Annotated in this window: 17 protein-coding genes, 1 pseudogene and 1 riboswitch; of the genes and pseudogenes, 8 read left to right on the top strand and 10 right to left on the bottom strand. The window is 48.8% G+C overall.

From position 1 onward, the window contains the following. Together EOJ37_RS07030 and EOJ37_RS07025 are read left to right on the top strand one after the other, a co-directional pair. On the top strand, nt 1-218 hold a 218-nt coding region (locus EOJ37_RS07030), incomplete at its 5' end, for a transposase (RefSeq protein WP_155522484.1). 259 nt (nt 219-477) lie between these two features. Beyond that, nucleotides 478-600, top strand: a pseudogene (locus tag EOJ37_RS07025) (IS1 family transposase); the annotation flags it as partial. 60 nt (nt 601-660) lie between these two features. On the opposite strand, the gene EOJ37_RS07020 reads toward EOJ37_RS07025, so the two are convergent. The 3 genes from EOJ37_RS07020 to EOJ37_RS07010 all read right to left on the bottom strand — a co-directional run bounded on the left by EOJ37_RS07020 (nt 661) and on the right by EOJ37_RS07010 (nt 5,183). Next, the gene (locus EOJ37_RS07020) at nt 661-3,693 is read right to left on the bottom strand and encodes an autotransporter outer membrane beta-barrel domain-containing protein (RefSeq protein ID WP_240651674.1); all 3,033 of its coding nucleotides are present in this window, start codon (nt 3,691-3,693) and stop codon (nt 661-663) included. 413 nt (nt 3,694-4,106) lie between these two features. Beyond that, a complete protein-coding gene (locus EOJ37_RS07015; protein WP_127959218.1) occupies nt 4,107-4,874 on the bottom strand; it encodes a DedA family protein in 768 nt (255 codons plus the stop codon). Nucleotides 4,875-4,988: 114 nt separating this feature from the next. Beyond that, entirely contained in the window at nt 4,989-5,183 is a 195-nt protein-coding gene (locus EOJ37_RS07010; RefSeq protein ID WP_127959217.1) for a hypothetical protein, read from the bottom strand. Between the two features lie 140 nt (nt 5,184-5,323). Between EOJ37_RS07010 and rapA the strand changes: the two genes are divergently transcribed. Then, nucleotides 5,324-8,230, top strand: a complete 2,907-nt coding sequence (rapA, locus tag EOJ37_RS07005) for an RNA polymerase-associated protein RapA (RefSeq protein WP_127959225.1) — start codon at nt 5,324-5,326, stop codon at nt 8,228-8,230. Between the two features lie 59 nt (nt 8,231-8,289). Then, the gene (gene rluA / locus EOJ37_RS07000; protein WP_127959216.1) at nt 8,290-8,940 is read left to right on the top strand and encodes a bifunctional tRNA pseudouridine(32) synthase/23S rRNA pseudouridine(746) synthase RluA; all 651 of its coding nucleotides are present in this window, start codon (nt 8,290-8,292) and stop codon (nt 8,938-8,940) included. Between the two features lie 105 nt (nt 8,941-9,045). On the opposite strand, the gene folA is transcribed toward rluA, so the two are convergent. Beyond that, nucleotides 9,046-9,528, bottom strand: a complete 483-nt coding sequence (folA, locus tag EOJ37_RS06995) for a type 3 dihydrofolate reductase (RefSeq protein ID WP_162473667.1) — start codon at nt 9,526-9,528, stop codon at nt 9,046-9,048. A 176-nt stretch (nt 9,529-9,704) separates the two neighbouring features. On the opposite strand from folA, the gene EOJ37_RS06990 reads away from it, so the two are divergent. Continuing rightward, nucleotides 9,705-10,436: an oxidative stress defense protein gene (locus EOJ37_RS06990; RefSeq protein WP_127959214.1), complete on the top strand. Its 732-nt coding sequence runs from the start codon at nt 9,705-9,707 to the stop codon at nt 10,434-10,436. A gap of 24 nt (nt 10,437-10,460) precedes the next feature. Further along, nucleotides 10,461-12,428: a dihydroxyacetone kinase operon transcriptional regulator DhaR gene (dhaR, locus tag EOJ37_RS06985; protein ID WP_127959213.1), complete on the top strand. Its 1,968-nt coding sequence runs from the start codon at nt 10,461-10,463 to the stop codon at nt 12,426-12,428. A gap of 32 nt (nt 12,429-12,460) precedes the next feature. Here dhaR and dhaM read toward each other — a convergent pair whose 3' ends face one another. The 4 genes from dhaM to EOJ37_RS06965 all read right to left on the bottom strand — a co-directional run bounded on the left by dhaM (nt 12,461) and on the right by EOJ37_RS06965 (nt 16,881). Continuing rightward, nucleotides 12,461-13,894: a dihydroxyacetone kinase phosphoryl donor subunit DhaM gene (gene dhaM / locus EOJ37_RS06980; RefSeq protein WP_127959212.1), complete on the bottom strand. Its 1,434-nt coding sequence runs from the start codon at nt 13,892-13,894 to the stop codon at nt 12,461-12,463. Next, nucleotides 13,891-14,529, bottom strand: coding sequence for a dihydroxyacetone kinase subunit DhaL (gene dhaL / locus EOJ37_RS06975; RefSeq protein ID WP_127959211.1), 639 nt, complete (start codon nt 14,527-14,529; stop codon nt 13,891-13,893). Before dhaL ends, dhaM begins: the two co-directional genes overlap by 4 nt. Before the next feature lie 9 nt (nt 14,530-14,538). Further along, the gene (dhaK, locus tag EOJ37_RS06970; RefSeq protein WP_127959210.1) at nt 14,539-15,606 is read right to left on the bottom strand and encodes a dihydroxyacetone kinase subunit DhaK; all 1,068 of its coding nucleotides are present in this window, start codon (nt 15,604-15,606) and stop codon (nt 14,539-14,541) included. Nucleotides 15,607-15,780: 174 nt separating this feature from the next. Next, a complete protein-coding gene (locus tag EOJ37_RS06965) occupies nt 15,781-16,881 on the bottom strand; it encodes a glycerol dehydrogenase (RefSeq protein ID WP_127959209.1) in 1,101 nt (366 codons plus the stop codon). Between the two features lie 477 nt (nt 16,882-17,358). Here EOJ37_RS06965 and EOJ37_RS06960 point away from each other — a divergent pair, with 477 nt between their 5' ends. After that, on the top strand, nt 17,359-18,066 hold the full coding sequence (locus tag EOJ37_RS06960) for a DUF1190 family protein (protein ID WP_127959208.1): 708 nt from the start codon (nt 17,359-17,361) through the stop codon (nt 18,064-18,066). A gap of 4 nt (nt 18,067-18,070) precedes the next feature. Then, complete coding sequence (locus EOJ37_RS06955; RefSeq protein ID WP_127959207.1) at nt 18,071-19,231, top strand: glutathionylspermidine synthase family protein; 1,161 nt, start codon at nt 18,071-18,073, stop codon at nt 19,229-19,231. A gap of 79 nt (nt 19,232-19,310) precedes the next feature. On the opposite strand, the gene ribB is transcribed toward EOJ37_RS06955, so the two are convergent. Continuing rightward, on the bottom strand, nt 19,311-19,964 hold the full coding sequence (ribB, locus tag EOJ37_RS06950) for a 3,4-dihydroxy-2-butanone-4-phosphate synthase (RefSeq protein ID WP_127959206.1): 654 nt from the start codon (nt 19,962-19,964) through the stop codon (nt 19,311-19,313). 109 nt (nt 19,965-20,073) lie between these two features. Further along, a riboswitch (FMN riboswitch) is annotated at nt 20,074-20,336 on the bottom strand. A gap of 205 nt (nt 20,337-20,541) precedes the next feature. Next, nucleotides 20,542-21,957, bottom strand: coding sequence for a hypothetical protein (locus tag EOJ37_RS06945; RefSeq protein WP_127959205.1), 1,416 nt, complete (start codon nt 21,955-21,957; stop codon nt 20,542-20,544). Between the last annotated feature and the right edge of the window lie 729 nt (nt 21,958-22,686).

Below are 22,686 nucleotides of genomic sequence, written 5' to 3'. Positions count from 1 at the left end.
CACGCCGTTATATTCCGCATATTCAAGGCAGAAAAGCGGAGTCAGACGCGTTGAAAAAAGAGCCTGGTATGAAAGCCCGCCGCTGGGTGGTTGAACGGACACATAGCTGGCTTAATCGATATCGTCGGTTATTGGTTCGCTGGGAGAAAAAGGCTGAAAATTACGAGGCCATGTTGCATTTTGCCTGCGGACTTATTGTGTGGAATAAACTCTATTGAGATAGGCTCTAACTCACATAATGAAAGAAAAAATCGTTGCATAAAATATCACCTATTTTTTGAGGAGAGTTTTTAGCCACAGAAATTGATTGTGCCAAATTACCGTTATAACGGGCTAGGTTGTTATGACGGTAATTTGGGAAAAAAAGCCTTAATCGTTCGGTGAGAGTGTGGGAAATAACACAAAAATTATCGGTACATTCATTGAGCGTGAGTATTACCTGCAATAACCAAATCTACACATTGAATATGTGACCGTGTTTTCGAAGTGAATGAGGTGGGATTATTGGTTGGCAACAAGAAATGACAACGCTGGCTGTACGCATGGGAGCAGTGTTTGAAGCGGATTATTGCTCATGTTTTTGGTTCTCGAAGAAAGAGAGATCAGCGTGTTGAAAAAACTACGGCTGCCAACAATAGCAGCCGTGTCATTAGATATTAATTAAAAATGATATTTTACTCCTAACGTTGCCGCTGTATCACTGTAACCATGATTCCCGATTTGTTGAGCAATATTGCCCCACAGGTTCCATTGTGAGTTAAACTTGCTAGTCATACCGAGTTTCACTTCGGCAATATTGTTTGCACCATCCTGAGTGACCACTACACCATCCATGGTACTGGCAAAGGCTTTGCTGTTATGTAGCCAGTTAGCCTCAATAAACGGTTGGAAGGCGAGGGTTTGCTGTTGCGCTGAGGTGCTTTGCGCAAACAGTTTTAACCCTAAACGGGTTTGAAGATTTCCATCACCTTCACCATTGACTCTTGTGCCGTTGGTTTCGCGATGCTCATCGGCTTGGATATTCATCCATACCAGTTGTGTTTGGGGTTGAAGAAACCAGCTGACTGTTTGTGCTGGGTTATCACGCAGTTTCAGGCTATATCCAGCTTCTAAAGTAGCGGTAAAGCCGTCAGAATCATATTCTTCTGACAATAAACCTTGGCCTGAAACGCTGTTGTTAAACCAGCCATATTGTGCTGAACCATCGAGATACCAGCCGGATTTATCGGCGGCATTGGCATACCAAGTAGCATACAGTCCGAGGTTATAACCATCGACTTTACCTTTCGCCTGATAACCCGAGACATTAGCCACGGTAGTGCTCTTGCTATTGCCGTAACCGGCCATAATGCCTAAGCGTAGGCTGGCATCGTCAAGCTGCCAGTTGGCAATATCGCCACCCAATTCGATAACATAACGGTTAGCTTGCGTTTTTAGCTGCTGGCTACTGTCACGTGAGCGGTTATGTGCCGCTTCACTGCGTAACCACATATTGGTGACGTTCTGCTTGCCAGTGCTAGCATCCAGATAAGCAGTTTCACCACTGCGTTGTGCTAATGGAGTAACGAACAGGTTATTAGCTGCCGCCAGGTTGCTGCTATAAGCGGCACCTTCTGGGCGTACTACCATTGGTTCTGGTGTGCGTTGTGACCGTTCAGCACGTAATTTGGCGAGGTTCTCTTCCATCTCATCCAGTTTAGGGCGTTGTGGCTCAGTACCTGGGTCGTCGAACGCTATCTGCGGTGTTGCTGCATCTGAGGAAAACAGTGAAGCGCTGCTGGTCAGATACCAGTTGCGCTGCTTGCTGCCCGTGCCTCGAATTAGGGAATAATCATAAGCCCCGGCAGTAATGCGCCCTTGCTGTATAAAGGTACCAGTAGATCTGCCACTCACGGTAATCAGTTCAATGCCATTTAGCGTTTTGGCTCCGCTGCCACCAAGATTATTTACTGTGACAAAGCTGCTGCCTGAACTGTCACCATTAATCACCAGCTTATCGGTTTGTGAATTATCATTGCCCAATACGGTATCAAATACTAATGTGCCCCCTCTGCCGACATAATTACCGTTAATCACTGTGGTATCGCCCGCACGACCATTGGACATGGTGATCTTGCCGCCATTGACCAGATAACTAAGATTGTTGAAGGTGGTAGTTTGTGGGGTTTGGCCAGTTACTCGATTGGCAGTGATCAGTGTTCCTTGGTTCATCAGCATACTACTGTTGACAGTATCAAATTGATTGTCATGCCCAGCACTGTCCCAAAGCGCACCACTTTCGTTCATTATATAGTGATTAAAATAATTCCCGCGTCCACTATCAATCACCACCCGGCCATATAGTTCGCCCTGGTTGAAGATCGTCGTTGCTCCTGTGGTTTGAATGGCGCTCGTGTTTGGGTTGTCAGAAAAATTGCGGATCGTGCCCTCATTGGTGATAATCACCATCGAAGTACTTTCAGCATAAATGGCGTTTCCACCTGCCTCAACCACACTGCCCGGTTTAACGGTGATTTGCACCTCTTCCTGTCCACTATGCAAGCCCTTTATCGCATAGCCATCCCCTGTGCTGACGTGACCCGCTGTGGTGATGGAGAGTATGCCTGTTCCCGCATGATAGGCAAGGATGGCATTATCTCCTCCGAACACATCGGTAACATTAATCGTCAGGTCAGAGCTCTCTTCCCCTGCATAAGCGTAAATGGCGTAATCGGATACGCTGTTTACGGCACCGGTTGCCGTGATCGCAAGTTCACCACTCCCATTATGTTCAGCATAGATCCCAAATCTGTAACTCAATACTCCGGCAGTGTTAATGAAAAAATCACTACCGTAGTTGGCGGCAAAAATGCCATCGCCATTGAGACTGGTCATCTTTCCTGTAGTCGTGATCGAAAGTACACCGCTTCCATAATTATCAACACTAATGGCTCTGTTTTCACTGAGCACATCAACTACATTAATGGTCAGATCCGTCCCTCTGCCACTGGCTAATATACCCATAGCAGTCCCTGTGACTTTTCCTGTAGCTGTGATTGACAGAGCCCCACTTCCACTATGGGTGGCGTAAATTCCAACTTCAGTACCCGATACACTTACGGTGTTAATAGTCATATCAGTGCCCATATTGTAGGCTTGGATACCATACTCGGTGCCGCCGGTCACTTTCCCTGTGGTGGTGATTGAGAGTGCCCCACTTCCATCATTTAGGGCATAAATCCCGGTATACCCACCCAGTACATCAGCGGTGTTAATAGTCATATCAGTGCCCATATTGTAGGCTTGGATACCATACTCGGTGCCACCGGTTACTTTTCCTGTGGTGGTGATAGTCAGTGATCCACTATTGTTATTTTCAGCATATATTGCGGTACCGTTTACTGCCCTTATGGTTGAGCGATGTTCATCAATAAAGTTTAATCCGTCCCGACTGTACAACTGCAATCCATTACTCTTGGTAGTCGTTAGGCTGAAACGCGGCTCAGTCGTAATATTCAGGTTGTTTCCTGTCAGATTTTGTGTGGTGTCGTTGATACCGCTTGCGACGCCCACGCAGCGATAATTGTTGTCGGTCGTCGGGACGCAAGTGCCGGCCTTTGCACCACTTGTTAGGATAGTGAGTATCATGCTGCTGAGCAGTAGTTTGCCGGTAGTCAGCTCACTGCTGGGGATATAACGTGCTGCTTTTTTCATTAATTAGCCTCTCTTTAAGGGGGTGTAAGGCAATTAACTGCCAATAGGGGCAGATTGCCCGATTCTGATGGGGTAGGGAGTTTGTTACTGTGGTGGATAGGTTAATACACCTAATTTATTGTTCGAAAAGTGATCTGATCGATTTTTTTAAAATTTGTGTCTGAAATTAAAAAAATATTTCCATCTCAAGGTGGAAGCGGTTTGCTTGGTAATGTTTGATGGGCAACTTGTTGTTGTTAAAAAAGTTTTATTTACCACTGCTTTTTAGTACTTCCAGTCATCATAGAAATGGCAGTGCCAGTGAGCAGTGCCACTGGCAGTAACAGAAGATTAGGGGGGCGCTGGCCTAAAACAGGCCAGTTTTCATGTTGATGCGAGCGATGTTTTACCTAATGCCGCCGATCATATTGTGATCAACCCGCCAAGACATTCCAGAGTAAACGCAGAAAAACCGGCATCAGTGGGTGTTGGAATAGATGGTAGAGGCAAATTAGTAGTGCCAGCCAACTCAGTAGGCTCAACAAGCGCAGTTTTAATGGTGAGAGCCAGCGGGTAAGTTTATCACTGCCGCGTTTATCTTCACGCCACCAGCGCCAGCTTAGCCAGAGTGTTAGCCAAATCAGAATAATGGCAGTAAATAGCAGCCATTTAAATGAGACACCGTTATCGGTGGTTGGGATATCGATCGCTACGCCTGCTAAAATGCCTGGGAAGAAATAGACCGGTGGCCAGGCCAGGCAAGCAATAATATTGGGTGGGGCAAAACGATAGGCAGGTAGATACATCATGCCCGCTACCATCGGTACTAGAGGGCGGGTTGGGCCGATAAAGCGACCCAGTAGAACGGCAATAAAGCTGTGTTGGTAGAGTGCATGGCTGATTTTGTCCATCATGCGCTGGTTTTTCTTCAGTAATGGCCAGCGGTGTAGCGGTTTTTTGAATGCTCGGCCAATAAAGTAGGAGAGCCAATCGCCCAGTAAGCCGCCAAAAATCCCTCCTATCCAGGCCATGTAGAAGTCAACTTGTCGGCTACCAATCAGTGCGCCTAGGCTGGCCATGATCACGGTGCCGGGGAGTAATAGCCCCACCAGTGCCAGTGACTCAATAAAGACCAGTAACATGACAATCACTAGCGTGAATGCGAGGGACTGTGTAACCAACTGTTGTAGATAGATTTCCATTGTGGCTCTGATGTTAGGTAAGTGTGCCGGGTGAAACGGACAGAACAGGCTGATAATTTAACGCGAGATGATGATGTTGTGGCATGACGATGGGTATCTGCCTGATCTGTTGTGTCATAAATTATTAATGCTCTTGGTCAGTGCAACTATCGGTTCGATCAACGGTTTGGCATAGACAGCATAGCTTACATCTACGGGAGCAGAATGTTCAGCACTGGCTAGATGGAAAATAGCCACTGAAATGGTCTCAATCAGATAGGTGCTAAGTGCGCCATTCAACCACGTTACGGTATGCGTAATTGTATGCATAGCCGACCGATCAGGCCAATTTTGCACCCAGGCCGGTGATCCAGCAATCTGGCGTAATAATGATACACTACCCAAAGTAGAGATGAGTCACTATCATCCAGTGACAAAACTGACTTACAGAACAATCGAGCCGATAAATGATGCCTTTTACACTTGGTCAACGCTGGATCAGCGATACGGAAAATGAATTGGGTTTGGGGACGGTGGTTGCGGTAGAGAACCGTACCATCACTGTGTTGTTTCCTGCCACCGGCGAGAACCGCTTGTATGCGAAAGAAGATCCGCCTATTACCCGGGTGAAATTCAATCCTGGTGATATTGTCAGTCATCATGAAGGGTGGCAGTTGTTGGTGGAAACAGTGAAGGAAGAGCAGGGTTTGCTGACTTATATCGGAGTTCGACAGGATAGTGATGAGGCTGCGGTTGCGATACGCGAAGTCCATCTGGACAGTAAACTGAGCTTTAATAAGCCACAAGACCGTTTGTTCGCTGGTCAGATTGATCGCATGGATCGCTTTGCGCTGCGTTTTCGTGCTCGTAAGTACCAGAGTGAGCAGTACCGTTTGCCATTTGCAGGTCTACGCGGTATGCGCGCCAGCCTGATCCCTCATCAGTTGCACATTGCACACGAAGTCGGCCAGCGCTATGCGCCACGGGTGTTACTGGCAGATGAGGTCGGATTAGGTAAAACCATTGAAGCTGGAATGATTATTCACCAGCAGTTGCTTGCCGGCCGTGCTGAGCGAGTGTTGATTATCGTACCTGAAAGTTTGCAGCATCAGTGGTTGGTAGAGATGATGCGTCGCTTCAACCTCTATTTTTCACTGTTTGATGATAGTCGCTACAGTGAAGCGATGCAGGATAGCAGTAACCCCTTTGAGACTGAACAGTTGGTGATCTGTTCGCTGGATTTTGTGCTGCATCATCGGCAGCGTTTGGCGCAGTTAACTGCGGCACAGTGGGATCTGTTGGTCGTTGATGAAGCACACCATTTGGTTTGGAGCAGTGATGCACCCAGCGAGCAGTACCTTGCGGTTGAGCAGTTGGCTCTGCATGTTCCAGGGGTGCTGTTGTTGACTGCGACACCAGAGCAACTTGGACAGCAGAGTCACTTTGCCCGCTTGCGTCTGCTCGATGCCAACCGTTTTCATCACTATGACGAGTTTGTGGCAGAGCAGCAGCAATATCGGCCTGTCGCCGATGCGGTGGCTCTGTTGCTGAGTGGTGAACGCTTAACCGATAACCAACTCAATCTGTTGGGTGAGTTGATCGAAGAACAGGATATTGAGCCACTGCTGAAGGCCGCTAATAGTGATAGCGACAATAGCCTACTGGCTCGTCAGGAACTGGTCACGATGCTGACCGATCGTCACGGCACCAGCCGGGTGTTGTTTCGTAACACCCGTCAGGGTGTGAAGGGTTTTCCGCACCGCTATCTGCATCAAATCAAGTTACCGTTACCCGCACAGTATCAGGTGGCGCTGAAGGTGGCCGCACTGATGGATGCCAAGAAAAGCGTTGAAGAGCGTGCGCGTAATATGCTCTATCCAGAGCAGATCTACCAACAACTGGAGGGTGAACATGGTAGTTGGCTCAGCTTTGATCCGCGTGCCGAGTGGTTGCTGGAACATCTGTTGGCACATCGTCACGAGAAGGTGTTGGTGATTTGTGCCAAGGCTGAGACGGTACTGCAACTTGAGCAGTGGCTGCGTCAGCGTGAGGCGATCCGCGCGGCGGTGTTCCACGAGGGATTGACGTTGATTGAGCGCGATCGTGCTGCTGCCTATTTTGCCTCACAGGAAGAGGGAGCGCAGGTATTGCTCTGCTCTGAAATTGGTTCTGAAGGGCGTAATTTTCAGTTTGCCAGTCGGTTGATCATGTTCGATCTGCCGTTTAACCCAGATCTGCTCGAGCAGCGTATTGGGCGCTTGGATCGCATTGGGCAGATGCATGACATTCAGATTATGGTGCCGTATCTGGAAAACAGTGCACAGGCGGTATTGGTGCGTTGGTTCCACGAAGGGCTGGATGCTTTTGAGCATACCTGTCCGACAGGAAGAACGATTTATGACAGTAGTCATGCGCAGCTCATTCATTATCTTGCTGCCCCAACCGAGCAGCAGGGGCTGGATGAGTTTGTCCATCACTGCCGCCAACAGCATAACCAGTTGAAGGCTCAACTTGAGCAGGGGCGAGATCGGCTGTTAGAGATCCACTCAAATGGCGGTGAAAAAGCACAAGCACTGGCTGCGGCGATCACTGCTCAGGATGATGATGTTGCTTTAATCAGCTTTGCGATTAATCTGTTTGATATTATTGGAATTAATCAGGAAGATCGCAGCGATAATCTGATCATCCTTACTCCTTCTGATCATATGCTGGTGCCCGATTTTCCAGGCCTGCCGCAAGAAGGGTGTACGGTGACGTTTGATCGTCAACAGGCTTTATCGCGCGAGGATGCACAGTTTATTAGCTGGGAACATCCGTTGATCCGCAACGGGTTGGACTTGATCCTCTCTGGTGATACCGGTAGCTCAAGTGTCTCTTTGCTGAAAAACAAAGCACTGCCGGTGGGTACTGCATTGTTGGAGTTGATTTATGTGGTGGAAGCACAGGCACCCAAACAGTTGCAATTAAGTCGTTTTTTGCCGGCGACACCGATCCGTTTATTGCTGGATCGCAAGGGGACTGATTTGGCGGCACAAGTGGAGTTTGAAAGCTTCAACCGCCAGTTAAGTTCAGTCAATCAACACACCGGCAGTAAGTTGGTTAATGCGTTGCAGTCAGAGATTTATCAGATGCTGTTGGCAGCGGAACCGCAGGTTGAACAACAGGCTGCGGCACTGGTGATGCAAGCCAAACAGGAGGCCGATGATAAGCTCAGTACTGAGTTGGCGCGTTTGCAAGCACTGAAAGCGGTGAATCCGAATATTCGTGATGATGAGATTGCTGCCTTATCGGAGAGCCGAGAGCAGACACTGATGCATCTTAATGATGCCAGGTGGCGGCTGGATGCTATTCGCGTAGTGGTGGTCACTCACCAGTAATTTATTCACTGTGGCAGTATCGTGTAGCATACTGCCCCTTTCAGTGGAGCTGAATCGAAATGGAACCTTACCGTCCGCCTCAAGATCCGCTGCATGTGCTCTATCAGGATCAACATATTATCGTGGTGAATAAACCGAGCGGGTTACTCTCGGTGCCTGGGCGCGCTGCAGAACATAAAGATAGTGTGATGACGCGTATTCAGCGTGATTTCCCAGCGGCAGAATCCGTACACCGCTTGGATATGGCGACCAGTGGCGTGATTGTAGTGGCGTTGAACAAGGCGGCTGAGCGTGAGCTGAAGCGCCAATTTCGCGAGCGTGAACCGAAGAAGTGTTACATTGCTCGCGTCTGGGGGTATCTGCCGCAGGAACAGGGTGTGGTTGATTTACCTTTGATTTGTGATTGGCCGAACCGGCCATTGCAGAAAGTCTGTTTCACCACAGGTAAAGCGGCACAGACCGAATATCAGGTGATTTGTCGTGAACAGCAGTTATGTACTCGGGTAAAACTGACGCCAATTACTGGGCGATCTCATCAACTGCGTTTGCATATGCAGGCGTTGGGGCATCCAATTCTTGGCGATGGTTTTTACGCTCCGGCAGAGGTTAAGGCGATGGCGTCACGGCTACAGCTTCATGCACAACAGCTCTGTATTGTGCATCCGGTCTATTTGTCGCCGATGCATTTTCGTGCGGAACCGGATTTTTAATTGCGTGATTGACGAAAATCGGCTGTTTTGGCTCTCGGTTAACCGGAGCCAAAACAGCGCGCTCTGGGATGGGATATCGGTTGTTTGTGGTAACAGGCGGCAGCGTTACTTGCGGCGTTCTAAAATTTCAAAGCAGTAGCTGTGTGAATTTAGCTCATCGGCGTCGTGAAACTCGCTAAATGACGAGTGCCATTCATCCGGCTCATAATCGGGAAAATGGGTATCTCCTTCAACTTCAGCATCAACGTGAGTCAAATACATCCGACTAGCTTTGGGCAGGAATTGGGTGTAGATCTGTCCACCGCCGATCACCATGATCTCTTCTGCATCACCAGCCGCAGCCAATGCTTCAGCAACGGAGGAGACCCAAGTGACATCAGGTGCAGTACCGGGTTGGCTGCTGAGCACAATGTTGTGGCGTCCGGGGAGTGCTCGGCCGATCGACTCAAAGGTTTTTCTACCCATAATCACTGGTTTATTCAATGTGTTGCGTTTAAACCATGCTAAATCGCCAGATAAACGCCACGGCATGGCATTTTCCATACCGATCACTCGATCTACTGCCAACGCTGCAATTAAACTGATAATCATTGTGTAACCCTGTATAGGCAACAAAATTGCTCGTACTATACGTAAAGCCCTACCGACCGTCGATAGGGTTAGTGTGTAGTATTAGTATATACCTATTACACAAAGTTGCCGCTTACTTACAACTTTGTGTAACAAGGATATAGATGAAATCACTGGTCACTTGAGGAGATATTATGAAACTTAATGTATTGGCGTTGACCGCAATGATTGGATTGGCGAGTTTTTCTCTCGCATTACCGGCAGCGGAATTGCCAAATGGCCCTCATGTCGTCACTTCGGGCAGTGCTAGCGTGGATGCAATACCTGATATTGCTACTCTTTCAATCGAAGTGAGCATCTCTTCTGCTGATGCGGCACAGGCTAAGCAGCAGGTTGATCAGCGAGTAGCACAATATTTTGCCTTCCTGCAAAAAAACGGTATTGATAAGAAAGATATCAGTGCTGCCAATTTGCGCACACAGCCGGAATATCAGTATCAGAGCAATGGAACATCAGTTTTGAAAGGTTATCGAGCGATACGTAGCGTGCAAGTCACGTTGCGGCAGTTAGATAAACTGAATCAACTGCTCGATGGTGCATTGCAGTCAGGTTTAAATGAGATCCGCGCGATCGATTTGGGGGTGGCCAATCCTGATCGCTATCGTGAGCAGGCTCGTCAGCAGGCGATCAAGAATGCTATTGAGCAAGCGCAGTTACTGGCAGAAGGATTTAGTACCCAGTTAGGGCCGATATATAGCATTCGTTATCGTGTTGCTAATGCCCAACCTATGCCGATTGGCCGTATGTTCAAAAGTGCGGTGGCAATGTCTGAGGCGGATGTGGCACAAACTTACGAACAGCAGGTGATCCAGTTTAGTGATCAGGTCGATGTGGTATTTCAATTGCAACCTTATGTCGCACAGTAACGGTATAAACCGCTGATGCGATCAATGACTCAACAGGATCTGCAGGAGAATGCTTCACGCTGGCAACAGTTGATTGCCAGCGGGTCTCTGGCGGCCCAACAGCAGCCAGAGCCAGCAATCTACGCTTCCTGGCTGCGCTGCCGTACTCTGATGAAACCGACGGTGTGGAAAGCGCCACACCGTGCGCTGGGGGCGACTTTCCACTCGATCTGTCAGCGGAAAGATGACTTTATCACCTTAGGTCAGGCTGCACTGGAAGATGCTTGGGAATACATGGAACAACGCCACTGTGTGTTGATGATCCTGGATGAGAGCGGTTGCACCCTGTGGCAGTGTGGTGATCAACAGACTCGTCAGCAGTTGGCTGAACTGGGGTTTGTGCCTGGTGCTTATTGGGCCGAGGGAGATATCGGTACCAATGCACCAGCGCTGGCGGCGCTTGAGGGGCACCCGATTCAGGTGTACGGCACGGAACATGTTCGTCAGGCCTTGCATAGCTGGTCGTTCTGTGCGGCACCGGTTTATGATAACAGCGGTCGTCAACGTGGCACGTTGGCGCTCGGTTGTGGATTAGCCCATGTCAGTGCCAGTGATCTCTCGCTGATTTTGGCAATTGCCAGGGAAATCGGCAATGCGCTCAATGCAGATGGATTGTTGGCTGAATCTAATCGCCATCTTAACCAGCTTAATGGCCTGCTCGACAGCGTTGATGATGGCGTGATGGCTTGGGATCATCGTGGTCACCTGCAATACCTTAATCAACGTGCTGCGGCGATGCTGAAACTGCATGAACAGCAGAGTCAGGGCAAGCCGTTAACACAGTTGCTGACATTACCGGCACTGCTTAATCGTGCGATTGAACAGCGCCAGTCGTTACAGCATGTCGAAGTGACGTTTGAGAATCATGGTCAATTTATTAGCGCACTGTTAACACTGAAACCGATACCTGATGGTGAGCACTGTAGTTTTATCGCGTTGCTACATCCGCTGGAGAGACTGCACCAATATGTCAGTAGCCAGATTGGCCGTGTTAGCCACAGCTTTGAACAGATGCCTTCCGGTACTCAGGAGATGCGCCGCTTGATCCGCTACGGGCAGCAGGCAGCAAAAGGCAGCCATCCTATTTTGTTATGCGGTGAAGAGGGAGTTGGCAAGGAGCTGATTAGCCAGGCGATCCACAATGCCAGTGAACGTGCTGCTGGCCCCTATATTGCGCTTAACTGTCAGTTACTCCCGGAGGAGCAGGGGCTAAAAGCACTGCTCGGTAGTGGTGCCAGTGCAGAGGAGGCTGGGCAGCTTAGCCGGTTTGAGCTGGCTAATGGCGGCACGCTTTATCTGGAGCAGATTGAGTATTTGTCACCTGAGATGCAGTCCGCGCTGTTACAGATCCTGAAAACTGGTGTTGTCATGCGCATCAACTCAAGCCATCTGATACCGGTGAATGTGCGTATTATTGCCAGCAGTAGTGCCAATCTGCCGCTGTTGGTACAGCAGAACCGTTTTCGCCGTCAGCTGTTTTACAGTTTGCAGGCGTTTGAGATCCAGATCCCGCCGTTGCGCCAGCGTTTGAGTGATATTCCACAATTGGTGCAGCACCATTTACGCAGTTTGGAGCAGCATTTCCAGTGTCGTTTTCGTATCGATGAACAAGTGATCACGCAACTTGAGCTCTATTTGTGGCCAGGTAATGATTTAGAGCTAAAAGGGGTGATTGAACGCGCTGCTATGATCTGCCAAGGACATCATATCCAACTGCCAGATTTACCAGCACATCTGCTAAGCCAGCAGCCGTTACTGGAGAGTGAAAGTCAGCCAGAGTTACCGTTGTTGACGTTAACTGAAATGGAGCGTCAGGCGATCATCCGTGCAGCGAATGTCAGCCACGGGCAACTGAACGAGATGGCACCACTGCTAGGGATCAGTCGTACCACCTTATGGCGGAAAATCAAGCAGCTACAGATTGATATCCGCCAGTTTAAGCAGCGTTTCTAATGACACGTGCCGGTGAAGGCAGGACTTGGCGGTTAACTCGCCAGTTGCAATACACCTTGCGCACTATCCAGTGTCGCTTTTTGCCCATCGCTGATGCTGTTCAGAGGGGTACCGAGTCCAACCAGCATTGGAATGCCCATTGCTTTGGCCAAGATCGCAGCATGTGACAGCGCATTACCACTACTGAGACAGATACCCAGTATATGCTGGCGTTCAAGCAGCACTACCTCAGAAGGCAGTATCTCGTCCATCACCAGAATAGCGGGTTGATTCAGTGTTAACTGCGGTAGTGACTGCTGTTGCAGATGGCTGAGCGCGCGGCGCAAAATATCACGCACATCCAACTCGCGCGCTTGTAGATAGGCATCGTCAAGCGCGCGATAGTCAGCGGCAATCTGCTCCAGCTCTTGTGCCAGTGCCTGCTCAGCACTGCATAAGTGTTGGGCAATTTTTGCTGTCGCAGCCTGTTGCAGATCTTCATCGTCCAGCAGCATTGCGTGGGCTTGGAAGATCCCTGCTTGTGATTGGCCAATCAGTTGTTCAGTCCGTTCAGCCAGTTGCTCCAAATCGGTGAGTGTGCGCCGAATTGCTTGCTGAAGCCGTTGTTGTTCCGCAGCCACATCATCAGGGGTGATTTGTCGCGCTATCACGGCCGGCCACACTTTTTCTACGCGGCACAGTGGCCCACTTACGGCACTCTCTTTTACTGCAACTCCGGCCAATGAGGTCTGTGGTTCGCTAATGGTTTCACCGAAATGCTGTGCTGAGAGCGCGGCAAATGCGGCTAATGCTTCCGCAGCTTGCGGCCCACGGGCAAATAAGCGCACGGTATCACCGTAGCCAACTTGCAGTAGAGCCAACTGGCTGACACTGCGTGGGTTAACACCTCGCCCCGCTTTTTCTAACACCAATTCAGCATCAAACGGCGCCAATACTTCGGCCAAACGCGCTGCTGGGCGGGCGTGTAGTCCGTGTGGATTGAGTACTTGCCAGCTTACGCTGTTAGCATCATCGAGCGGTACACTGGGTGTCTCGGGGGCGTCGCTGGCGCTGTTATCACCCAGTTGTGCCTGTTTGGCCTGTAGTGCGCCACGTGCTTCAGCCAGTACCTGTTCCAGCGTTCCGCCAGCATTGGCAGTGACGACAGCGGCTAAGGTCCCTTCAACCAGTGGCGCAGAACAGAGCGTGACACGCTCGGCAATCTCAGGATCTAACAGCTCCAGCGCTGTTTCGGCACTCAGTAGTGCGCTGCCTAAATCCATTAGAACGACAATCCCGCTAGCATCTGCAACTGACTCAATGGCTTCCATCACTTTGATCGCATCGGTGCCAATCGGGTTCTGTTCGTCATCGACACCGGCTGCCAGTGCTAACCGGCAGCCGTTACTGCTCATCATCTGGCGAGCCAGTTCTTCAACGCCTTGTGCCAAGCGTGCACTGTGCGAAACCACTACGATATTGATCATCCTGTTGCCTCTACCACCGTTGCGAGTGTTTGCATCATCAACATGGCAGAGGTTGCACCCGGATCCTGGTGGCCGATACTGCGCTCACCAAGGTAGCTGGCGCGTCCTTTGCGTGCTTGCATGGTGATGGTTGCCTGTGCTGCCTGCTCTGCGCGTGTTGCTGCCTGTTGTAACGCTTGGCTGACACTTAACTGCTGCTGTAGTGAGTGAGTGAGACTTTCTACTACCGGTCCCCAGACATCACACATGGTTTTATCACCCGGTTCGGCTTTGCCACGCATCAATACGCCGTCAGCGCCCTCTTGTAGTACCGCTTTTAATTCCGCCAGATCTAAACTCTGCTTGGCGTTCGCTACTTGAGCTGCACGGATAAAGAAGGTGCCAAACAGTGGACCGCTCGCCCCTCCTACACTGGAAAGCAGAGTCATGCCTGCATTCTTGAGAATAAAGCCGATGTCTTTATCGGCAACAGAAGGCAGCTTTTCTACTACTTTGTTGAAGCCTCGGTTCATGTTTAAACCGTGGTCACCGTCGCCAATTTCTGTGTCCAGTTGGGTGAGAAAGTCACGCTGTTGGGCAAAAACATCACCACAGCGCATTAACCACTCGACCACCTGTTGTTTGCTTAGTGTCATGTTCTCTCCTTACCCCCAGCACAGCGCTGGTGTTTTTACCGGCGCATCCCACAGTGATAGCAGTTCATCATCCACTTTCAGTAACGTGATTGAGACTCCTTGCATATCCAGAGAGGTGCAGTATGAACCGATTAGGTTACGTTCAATGCTGATGCCTGCATGGCGACAGCAGCTCACTAAGCGGTTATAGACACCGTAGAGTTCAGACAGTGGTGTTGAACCAAGGTTGTTAATCAGTGCAATGACGCGATCACCTTTGGTGAGTGCTGATTTACTCTGAACTTCTTCACGCCATTCGCCCAATTTACGATCCCAGATGCGGATGGTGCGTTGATATGGGCCGTGATCAACCAAGGTTGCAAACATGTCATCAACAGTCTGGTCTAGTGAGACAAACGGGCGCCGTTCGATCCCCGGTTCACCGTGGATGCCAACGCCAAACTCCATCTCGTTGTCAGCCAGCACAAACGAGGGCTTACCGGCTGCTGGCACGGTACAGGCACCGAGCGCAATACCTAATGAGTGTCCTTGGTTGTTAATTTTATGTCCTAAGGCGACGATGGCATCCAGATCATCACCTCTCACTGCTGCTGCACCGAGCAGTTTTTCCATCAGTACGGTATTGGCTACCCCGCGTCGCCCAGCGGTAAACAGGCTATCTTTCACTGCTACATCATCGTCGACCAGCACTGTGGCAACCGCAATGCCACTTTCGTGTAGCAGTTCTGTTGCGGTTTCAAAATTGAGCACGTCACCGGTGTAGTTTTTAATGATCAGCAGTACGCCAGCGCCACCATCAATCGCCAGACCACATTCGTACATTTTATCTGGTGTTGGTGAGGTGAAAATTTCGCCAGGGCAAGCACCATCTAACATGCCTGCGCCAACAAAACCACAGTGCATCGGTTCATGTCCACTGCCGCCACCAGACAGTAGAGCCACCTTTCCTTCAGTCGGACCGGCGGTGCGGGTGACAAACAGCGGATCTTGGTGGATTTGTAATTCAGGGTGAGCTGCGCTCATGCCTAATAATTGTTCATTCAGTACTGATTCAACTTCATTGATAAGTTTTTTCACCGTGTTATTCCTCGGTTGGAGCGGGGGTTCACCATCAGCGGTGTCATATTGCTCAGAACCATCTCCAAGCGGTTACGTTTGGAGATGGTAGCGGTGATGGTGAAAGTAACACCTAAAGGCGTCAGGTATTAATGTTCAGACAGTGGGATGCAGTGAGCAGCGTCACAGATCTGTCTAGCCGCGTTTTAGCCAGGCTGTGCCCAATTTGTCAGCAGTCAAAATTGCTGCTTTGACCAGATCCGGTGTTACCTTAAATGGCATGTTGTGGATGGTTTCACCTTCAGCACAGCTTGCCACCGCAACTCGGCCAATCTTTTCGTCCAGATCGCCACTGATCCCCATTTGGCCAAGGGTAATCGGTAGACCAACTTTGTGACAGAAATCGAGTACGGTCTCGATCAACTCCATTGGGCTATTTTGCAGAGTGAGTTGTGACAGTGTGCCTACAGCGACTTTCTCGCCGTGGTACATATGGTGGCACTCTTCTAGCACGGTGAAACCGTTGTGGATTGCGTGGGCAGCAGCAAGGCCACTGCTTTCAAATCCAAGACCACTGAGGTAGGTATTCGCTTCAATAATGCGTTCTACCGCTTCGGTAGCAATGCCTGATTCTGCGGCCAGTTTGGCTTTAACCCCTTCCGCGAGTAGGGTTTCATAGCATAACCGCGCCAAACTTAATGCAGCGAGTGTCGATTGACCACCGGCCATACTGATGGCGCGTGATTGATAGCAAGCTTGTGCTTCAAAATAGGTGGAGAGTGCGTCCCCCATGCCTGCCACCAGTAAGCGTACCGGTGCTTTGGCAATAATCGCACTGTCCATGATCACCATGTCTGGGTTGCTTGGGTAGATCAGGTACTCTTCAAATTCACCATGTTCGGTATAAATCACCGATAACGCGCTGGTAGGGGCATCGGTTGAGGCGATCGTGGGCATCAATGCGACAGGAAGCTGTTCGAAGTAAGCAATCGCTTTGGCGGTATCCAGAGTTTTACCGCCACCGATACCGATCACACCTTTACAGCCATGCTGTTTTAACTCAGCAGTGAGGCGTTTGATCTCTTTATGGCAACATTCACCTTTGAAGATCGCCGAGTGGCTTTTTACACCGTGTTGTTGCAGGCTGCTGGCTACAGTATCACCAGCCAGTTTCATCACGAAATCATCGGCGATAATAAAAAAGTGGTCGGTTAATCGCTTTACGTACTCGCCAGCAGCGGCCAATGCATTGGCACCTTGAATATATTTGCTGGGTGACTGAATGATTCTCAACATAACTGACTCCTTAATAGCTTATAGGAAAATTGGTAGTGGTCGCGTTCAGATTTCAGGTCAAACAACGTAGTACATTGTTATGACAGTGACTATACGGATTACCGAGTGACTGGAGAACAATAAAAAAAACGTTACATATTGGAACGTATAACATGGGGCAACGTTTCATTATGTAACGTTGGTGGTGATCAGCGGCGATAGAAAGCGAGCTGGCGCACATTAGTCAGTGAGCTAATCACAGCACGCTGGCAGGTGGGTTATTTGCTGATAGTCGGTTAAAGCTGTTGCAACAAGTGGTTAGTAAGATCAGTGGCTGTAGGGTTGTTTGCGCAAAGTGTGTAACAAAAACAGTAAGCTATAGTTTGGTAAAGATTCGATTTGATTGGAATTTTGGCTTTAACTCTCTACCTTTTTCCCCTATGCTTAGCAGCATGACTGAGTGAGCTAATGATGGCTCAAGTGAGGAGATGACGAGTGATGAAACGGACAAAAAGTATCAATAAAGAGACCTTTCGCAAATCCTGGCGTGAGGCTCGTATCACACCGGTTGCTTTGGCGATCACCACCGCGTTGACCTTGACAGGGTGTGAGCAGACCGATGAGACAGTCTCGCTGTATCAAAATGCAGATGACTGCGCACGTGCTAATCCGTCGATCAGTGAACAGTGTACTGTTGCTTATAACAATGCGTTGAAAGAAGCAGAGAGAACGGCACCCAAGTATGCCAGTCGCGAAGATTGTGTGGCTGAATTTGGTGAATCACAGTGTACTCAAGCACCCGCGCAAGCAAGTATGGCACCTGATACATCAGCTAATACTGCCACGACAACAGCAGCATCCAGCTCTTCGGGCAGTGTTTGGATGCCGTTGATGGCCGGGTACATGATGGGCAGCATGATGAGTAACCGTGGTTATGCCCAGCAGCCTCTGTTCACCTCACGGAATCCAGCTAGCCCGGCAAATGGTAAGTTTGTTGATGCCAGTGGTAAAAACTACGGGGCGGCAACGGCCGGTGGGCGTACCATGACTGTGCCAAAATCGGCAATGGCACCTAAGCCTACGGTGACGAATACCATTACACGTGGTGGTTTTGGTGACAGTGTGGCAAAGCAATCAGCGATGCAGCGTAAAACCAGTGCCACCTCATCTTCACGTAGTAGCAGTTCGCGCAGTAGCGGCGGTTGATCAGATGAAGCGCATTGCAATCAGTGAACGAGCTGACTGGCGTGAAAAAGCCGTTGAGTTTGGCTTTGAGTTCCACACTATGTACGGTGAGCCTTACTGGTGTGAAGATGCCTACTACCAGTTTACGTTGGCGCAAATTGAAGAGATTGAACAGGCTACCGCTGAATTGCACCAGATGTGTTTGCAGGCGGTAGAGAAGGTGATCGCAAGTGATCAGTTGATGACCAAGTTCCGTATTCCCAAGCACACTTGGAGTTTTGTCCGTCATGCCTGGCGTACCAAGCAGCCTTCACTCTATTCTCGTCTTGATCTGGCCTACGATGGCATAACCCCCCCTAAGTTGCTGGAAAATAATGCAGACACACCGACTTCTCTCTATGAGGCGGCGTTTTTCCAATGGATCTGGTTAGAGGATCAGATCAATGCTGGGCGATTGCCTGCCGAAGCGGATCAGTACAACAGTCTGCAGGAGAGGCTGATTGAGCGTTTTGCGGTGTTGAGCGCTGATTATGGCGTCAATTTGTTGCATGTTGCTTGCTGTCAGGAGAGTGAAGAAGATCGCTGTACGGTGCAATATCTGCAGGATTGTGCCGAAGAGGCTGGTTTGGCGACCGAGTTTCTTGCCATTGACCAGATCGGTTTAGGGGAGAAAGGGCAGTTTACTGACCAGCAGGATCAAGTGATCACGAACTTGTTTAAGCTCTATCCTTGGGAGTTTATGCTGCGCGAGGTGTTTTCCACCAAACTGGAGGATGCGGGCGTGCGTTGGCTTGAGCCTGCCTGGAAAAGTATTGTCTCCAATAAAGCGTTGTTGCCATTACTGTGGCAAATGTTCCCTAATCACCCCAATCTGTTACCGGCTTATTTTGCTGAGGATGAACATCCAGAGTTGGATCACTATGTGATTAAACCTCTGTTTTCACGCGAAGGGGCCAATATTCAGATTGTGAAAGAGGGGAAGAAGATCGCCGCTGTTGAAGGGCCATACGGTGAAGAGGGGATGATTGTGCAGCAGTTCTATCCACTGCCGCAGTTTGCCGATAGCTATACATTGATTGGTAGCTGGCTAGTGGATGATCAGCCTTGTGGTATTGGCATCCGTGAAGATCGTGAATTGATTACCCAGGATCTCTCACGCTTTTACCCACATATTATTTTGGGTTGATACCCGGAAGATTGAAAAAGCCGCAATATGCGGCTTTTTCACAACTCATAAACTGAGGGAGGGCCAGCTATTTTTTTGATTAGCTTGCTTTCTTCTCTTTCAACTGACGGTAGGCAACCAGGTCTTCGATCGTTAGTACTACCATATGATGCTGCTTGGCAAAGGTGATCACCTCTGGCGCACGAGCCATGCTACCGTCATCGTTTGTTAGTTCACACAAGACACCAGCAGGTTTGAAACCGGCCATCGAAACTAGGTCAATCGTTGCTTCGGTGTGACCGCGACGAGTTAACACACCACCGACTTGAGCGCGTAATGGGAATACATGTCCTGGACGGTGTAAGTCACTGGGTTTTGCGCCATCGGCAATCGCAGCCCGAATGGTGGTGAGACGATCAGCGGCTGAAACACCGGTCGTTACCCCTTGCGCTGCTTCGATGGTGACAGTAAAGGCAGTTTGGAACTGGCTGGAATTGTGTGGTACCATCATTGGCAGATCAAGCTGTTGACGGCGATCTTCGGTGATGCAAAGGCAGACAATACCGCTGCCATGACGAATGGTCAGTGCCATTTGTTGCTGTGTCATGGTTTCTGCAGCGAAGATCATGTCGCCTTCGTTTTCACGGTTTTCATCATCAAGCACCATTACGCCGTGCCCTGCACGCAGTGCATCTAAAGCGCGCTCGACCCGTTCTAACGGGGTGCCAAAATCGGAAAGTAGAGTCTGATTCATGGTAAAAAAACCTCACTGAAATTATGGATTACCAGAATCAGGGCGATCTTGAGGAGTGGCGATAATACAACCAAAAATAACGCAAACTAGGCACAGCCTAGCAGGTATCCGTTACTCTCTCCCATCCGGACTATAACCGTCGGCTCCGGAGTTACACCGGATCTGCTGACCTCTAACCCGAGGTTATCTTGTCTGCTGTCATGGAGATTTTGTATCAACAACAGGCCAGAAACATCAGGCTGAGCGCTCGCGGGCTTTCATCTTCTGCTGTTAAGTTTTTCAACACACTGAATTAACAGACTGCAATCAAACAAAACCGCATAACGATGATCTACCGCCGGTGGGGAGTTGCACCCCGCCCTGAGAATAAGCCACTCGACTATAATCCCAACCGATTTCCCTTTCAAGCGGCGATCTGATTGGTGGATCACAATATCGTATTTATTTTTCTTGACTGGTAGAGGATCACTACTGAGCAAAAGTTGAACCGGCAGTCATCACCGATAACAGCGTCAACAGCAAGTGTGGCTGCCTGTTGTTGACGCTGGAGCTGGGCGATCAAAGGTAAAATAGACGGTTATCGCTGCACTACTGAGATAGTGGCTTGCGCCTCATAATCTCCTGCATCGACTGCATCGACTTTACACAGCACGAACATGATGTCCTTTGCTTCGGCATTAACATTAGTGCTATTTACAGTGATCTCTTTTAATCCGACGCCATCTCGACCATCAAAGTACATTGAGTTTGCCATAGCTGCTGCTTGTGGGCCACAGGTTGGCTCCTGAGTGGTGTCCCAAGCTCCGCGTATGACCAAACCATCAGTACCGGCTACCCCCAGGTTTAACGGTTCTAGGTTATCACCTGCTGATTTACCGGCGGCAATAATTGATAACCAGGGAGTAATGTTGCTTTCAGAACCACCATTATCATTGCAAATAACGCTGACCGCTTGCGTAGTTTTCCACAACGTCGTGCCCACAGCTACAGTGCTGGTCTTCTGGTCTAACTCGATATTATGCTGCTGTTGTGTGTTGATAGAACAGGAGTAATTGGCAACCACCACTTCTACCTCTGAAAAGAGCTCTTGATATAGATTATTACCGATCATGTCATAGCCAGAATCGATAAAGTACAGCCGAGGGCTGGTGTACCTTCCTGGTCTCATTCCACCACTTGGCGCATCGATCAGAAAACGGACATTCAACGTAGATCTTCTTGTGTCATCATTTGTTTTCCATTCAAATCCACTCATGATACCTGCGTTGCCTTTTTGAAAAATTGTCGGGCAAACAATGGTTGAGCTTCCGCTAAATTGTTGATTATTAAGACCATCATCATAGCTGCTTGTTGAGGAATAACCAAGAAATTGACTGTTAAAGTTATTAATCCATAGCCCTTTGGTAAACACCACGGTACCAATCAGCAATTCTTCTGCAAAGTTGTTAGTGGTATCAACCAAAGTTCGTTGCCAAGTACCGATACCTTCAGCTAACAACACAGCGCCTTCCGTAGCGCCTTGAGCAACGCCGGTTAATTTAAACCCATAAATTTGGCTGAATCCTGCCACCAGCTCGCTTGCTTTGGTACAGCCGGAGCCAGAGGTAGAAATTCCAGGGAAGCCAGATGCCGAGTATATGGTTTCATAATAACTAGGGCCTGCTAAAGACCCTGTCACCGTGGTGGTACTCCCGACAATACCTGAACGGCCTGCTTCAACAACGGCACGAATGGAAGCAGCAAACACGGGTTCAGTGAGCAGTAAAGCCGTGCCCATGAGTAGGCTACATAGTGCGTTACCGTATTTCAGACGGCGAGAAAAAAGATTTCTTGTCGTGATGTTAGTAGAAAGGGAAAGAGAGGGGGCGTTGTTATTGATAGCGTATTGGTACTGGATAGATCGATTTACAATATCTTCATCTTCTGTCGTTTTTATTGCAAAGTTTCTGGCTGTATCTTGCTGTGAATGTTCAATTAAACTGTAAATTTTCAATTGGTTATCCTCCCTACAAAACCAAAACAGTGGTCAACTCAAGTTATCAAGACATCCCAACAGACGATGAGCAACAAGCGCGGTTACTGTTTAACCGCAGTGTCTACCACTCAGGCAATACCGCCAGTGATCACGCACACCGAGAACTTTTGCAGCAGATTCGGTGGGATGCTAACTCGCGCAGATTTAATTCAACTCAGTTATCAAAGGAACCGCTACACTTAATACTTCAAGGTACAGAAAAACGTATCGTTACACTTGCTAACCTAGCATTTAATTCTGCAATATTCCAGATTAATTTATTATTTCTTATGTTTTTGATTTTTAAAATAGTATATAAAATGTTAAAAGTTTATGCTTTGAAATTTCTGAAAAAAAATTAAATACAATCTTTTCAGTGCAATAATTGATAATGATGTGATTTTTCGTTAAATCATGCAGCATGATGAAATTTGGAAAATATGCTCTAATTATCGATTAAGGCAAGAAATAGTTACGTAATTCTAATTGAAAATGGGAAAGCGAGGTAAGGTGATAAAGAGGTTGTTAATAGGGAGAAATTAGCTGAGATTAACGTGAAGTGGTGGAGCATCACTTTGGTATGGCAGAGCAGGTTAAGAAAAAAGATTAGAGCATAACTTTTTGTTTTAATTTTAAATTAAATTTAAATTCTTGATGTTTTATTGGTTTGGGTGGTTGAGATGCAATAAACTACGGGTAATGACGTGT

Origin of the sequence: Serratia microhaemolytica, assembly GCF_004011885.1 — a bacterium.
GTDB classification, from domain to species: Bacteria; Pseudomonadota; Gammaproteobacteria; order Enterobacterales; family Enterobacteriaceae; genus Serratia_G; species Serratia_G microhaemolytica.
This window is presented reverse-complemented; position numbering and strand designations above follow the sequence as displayed.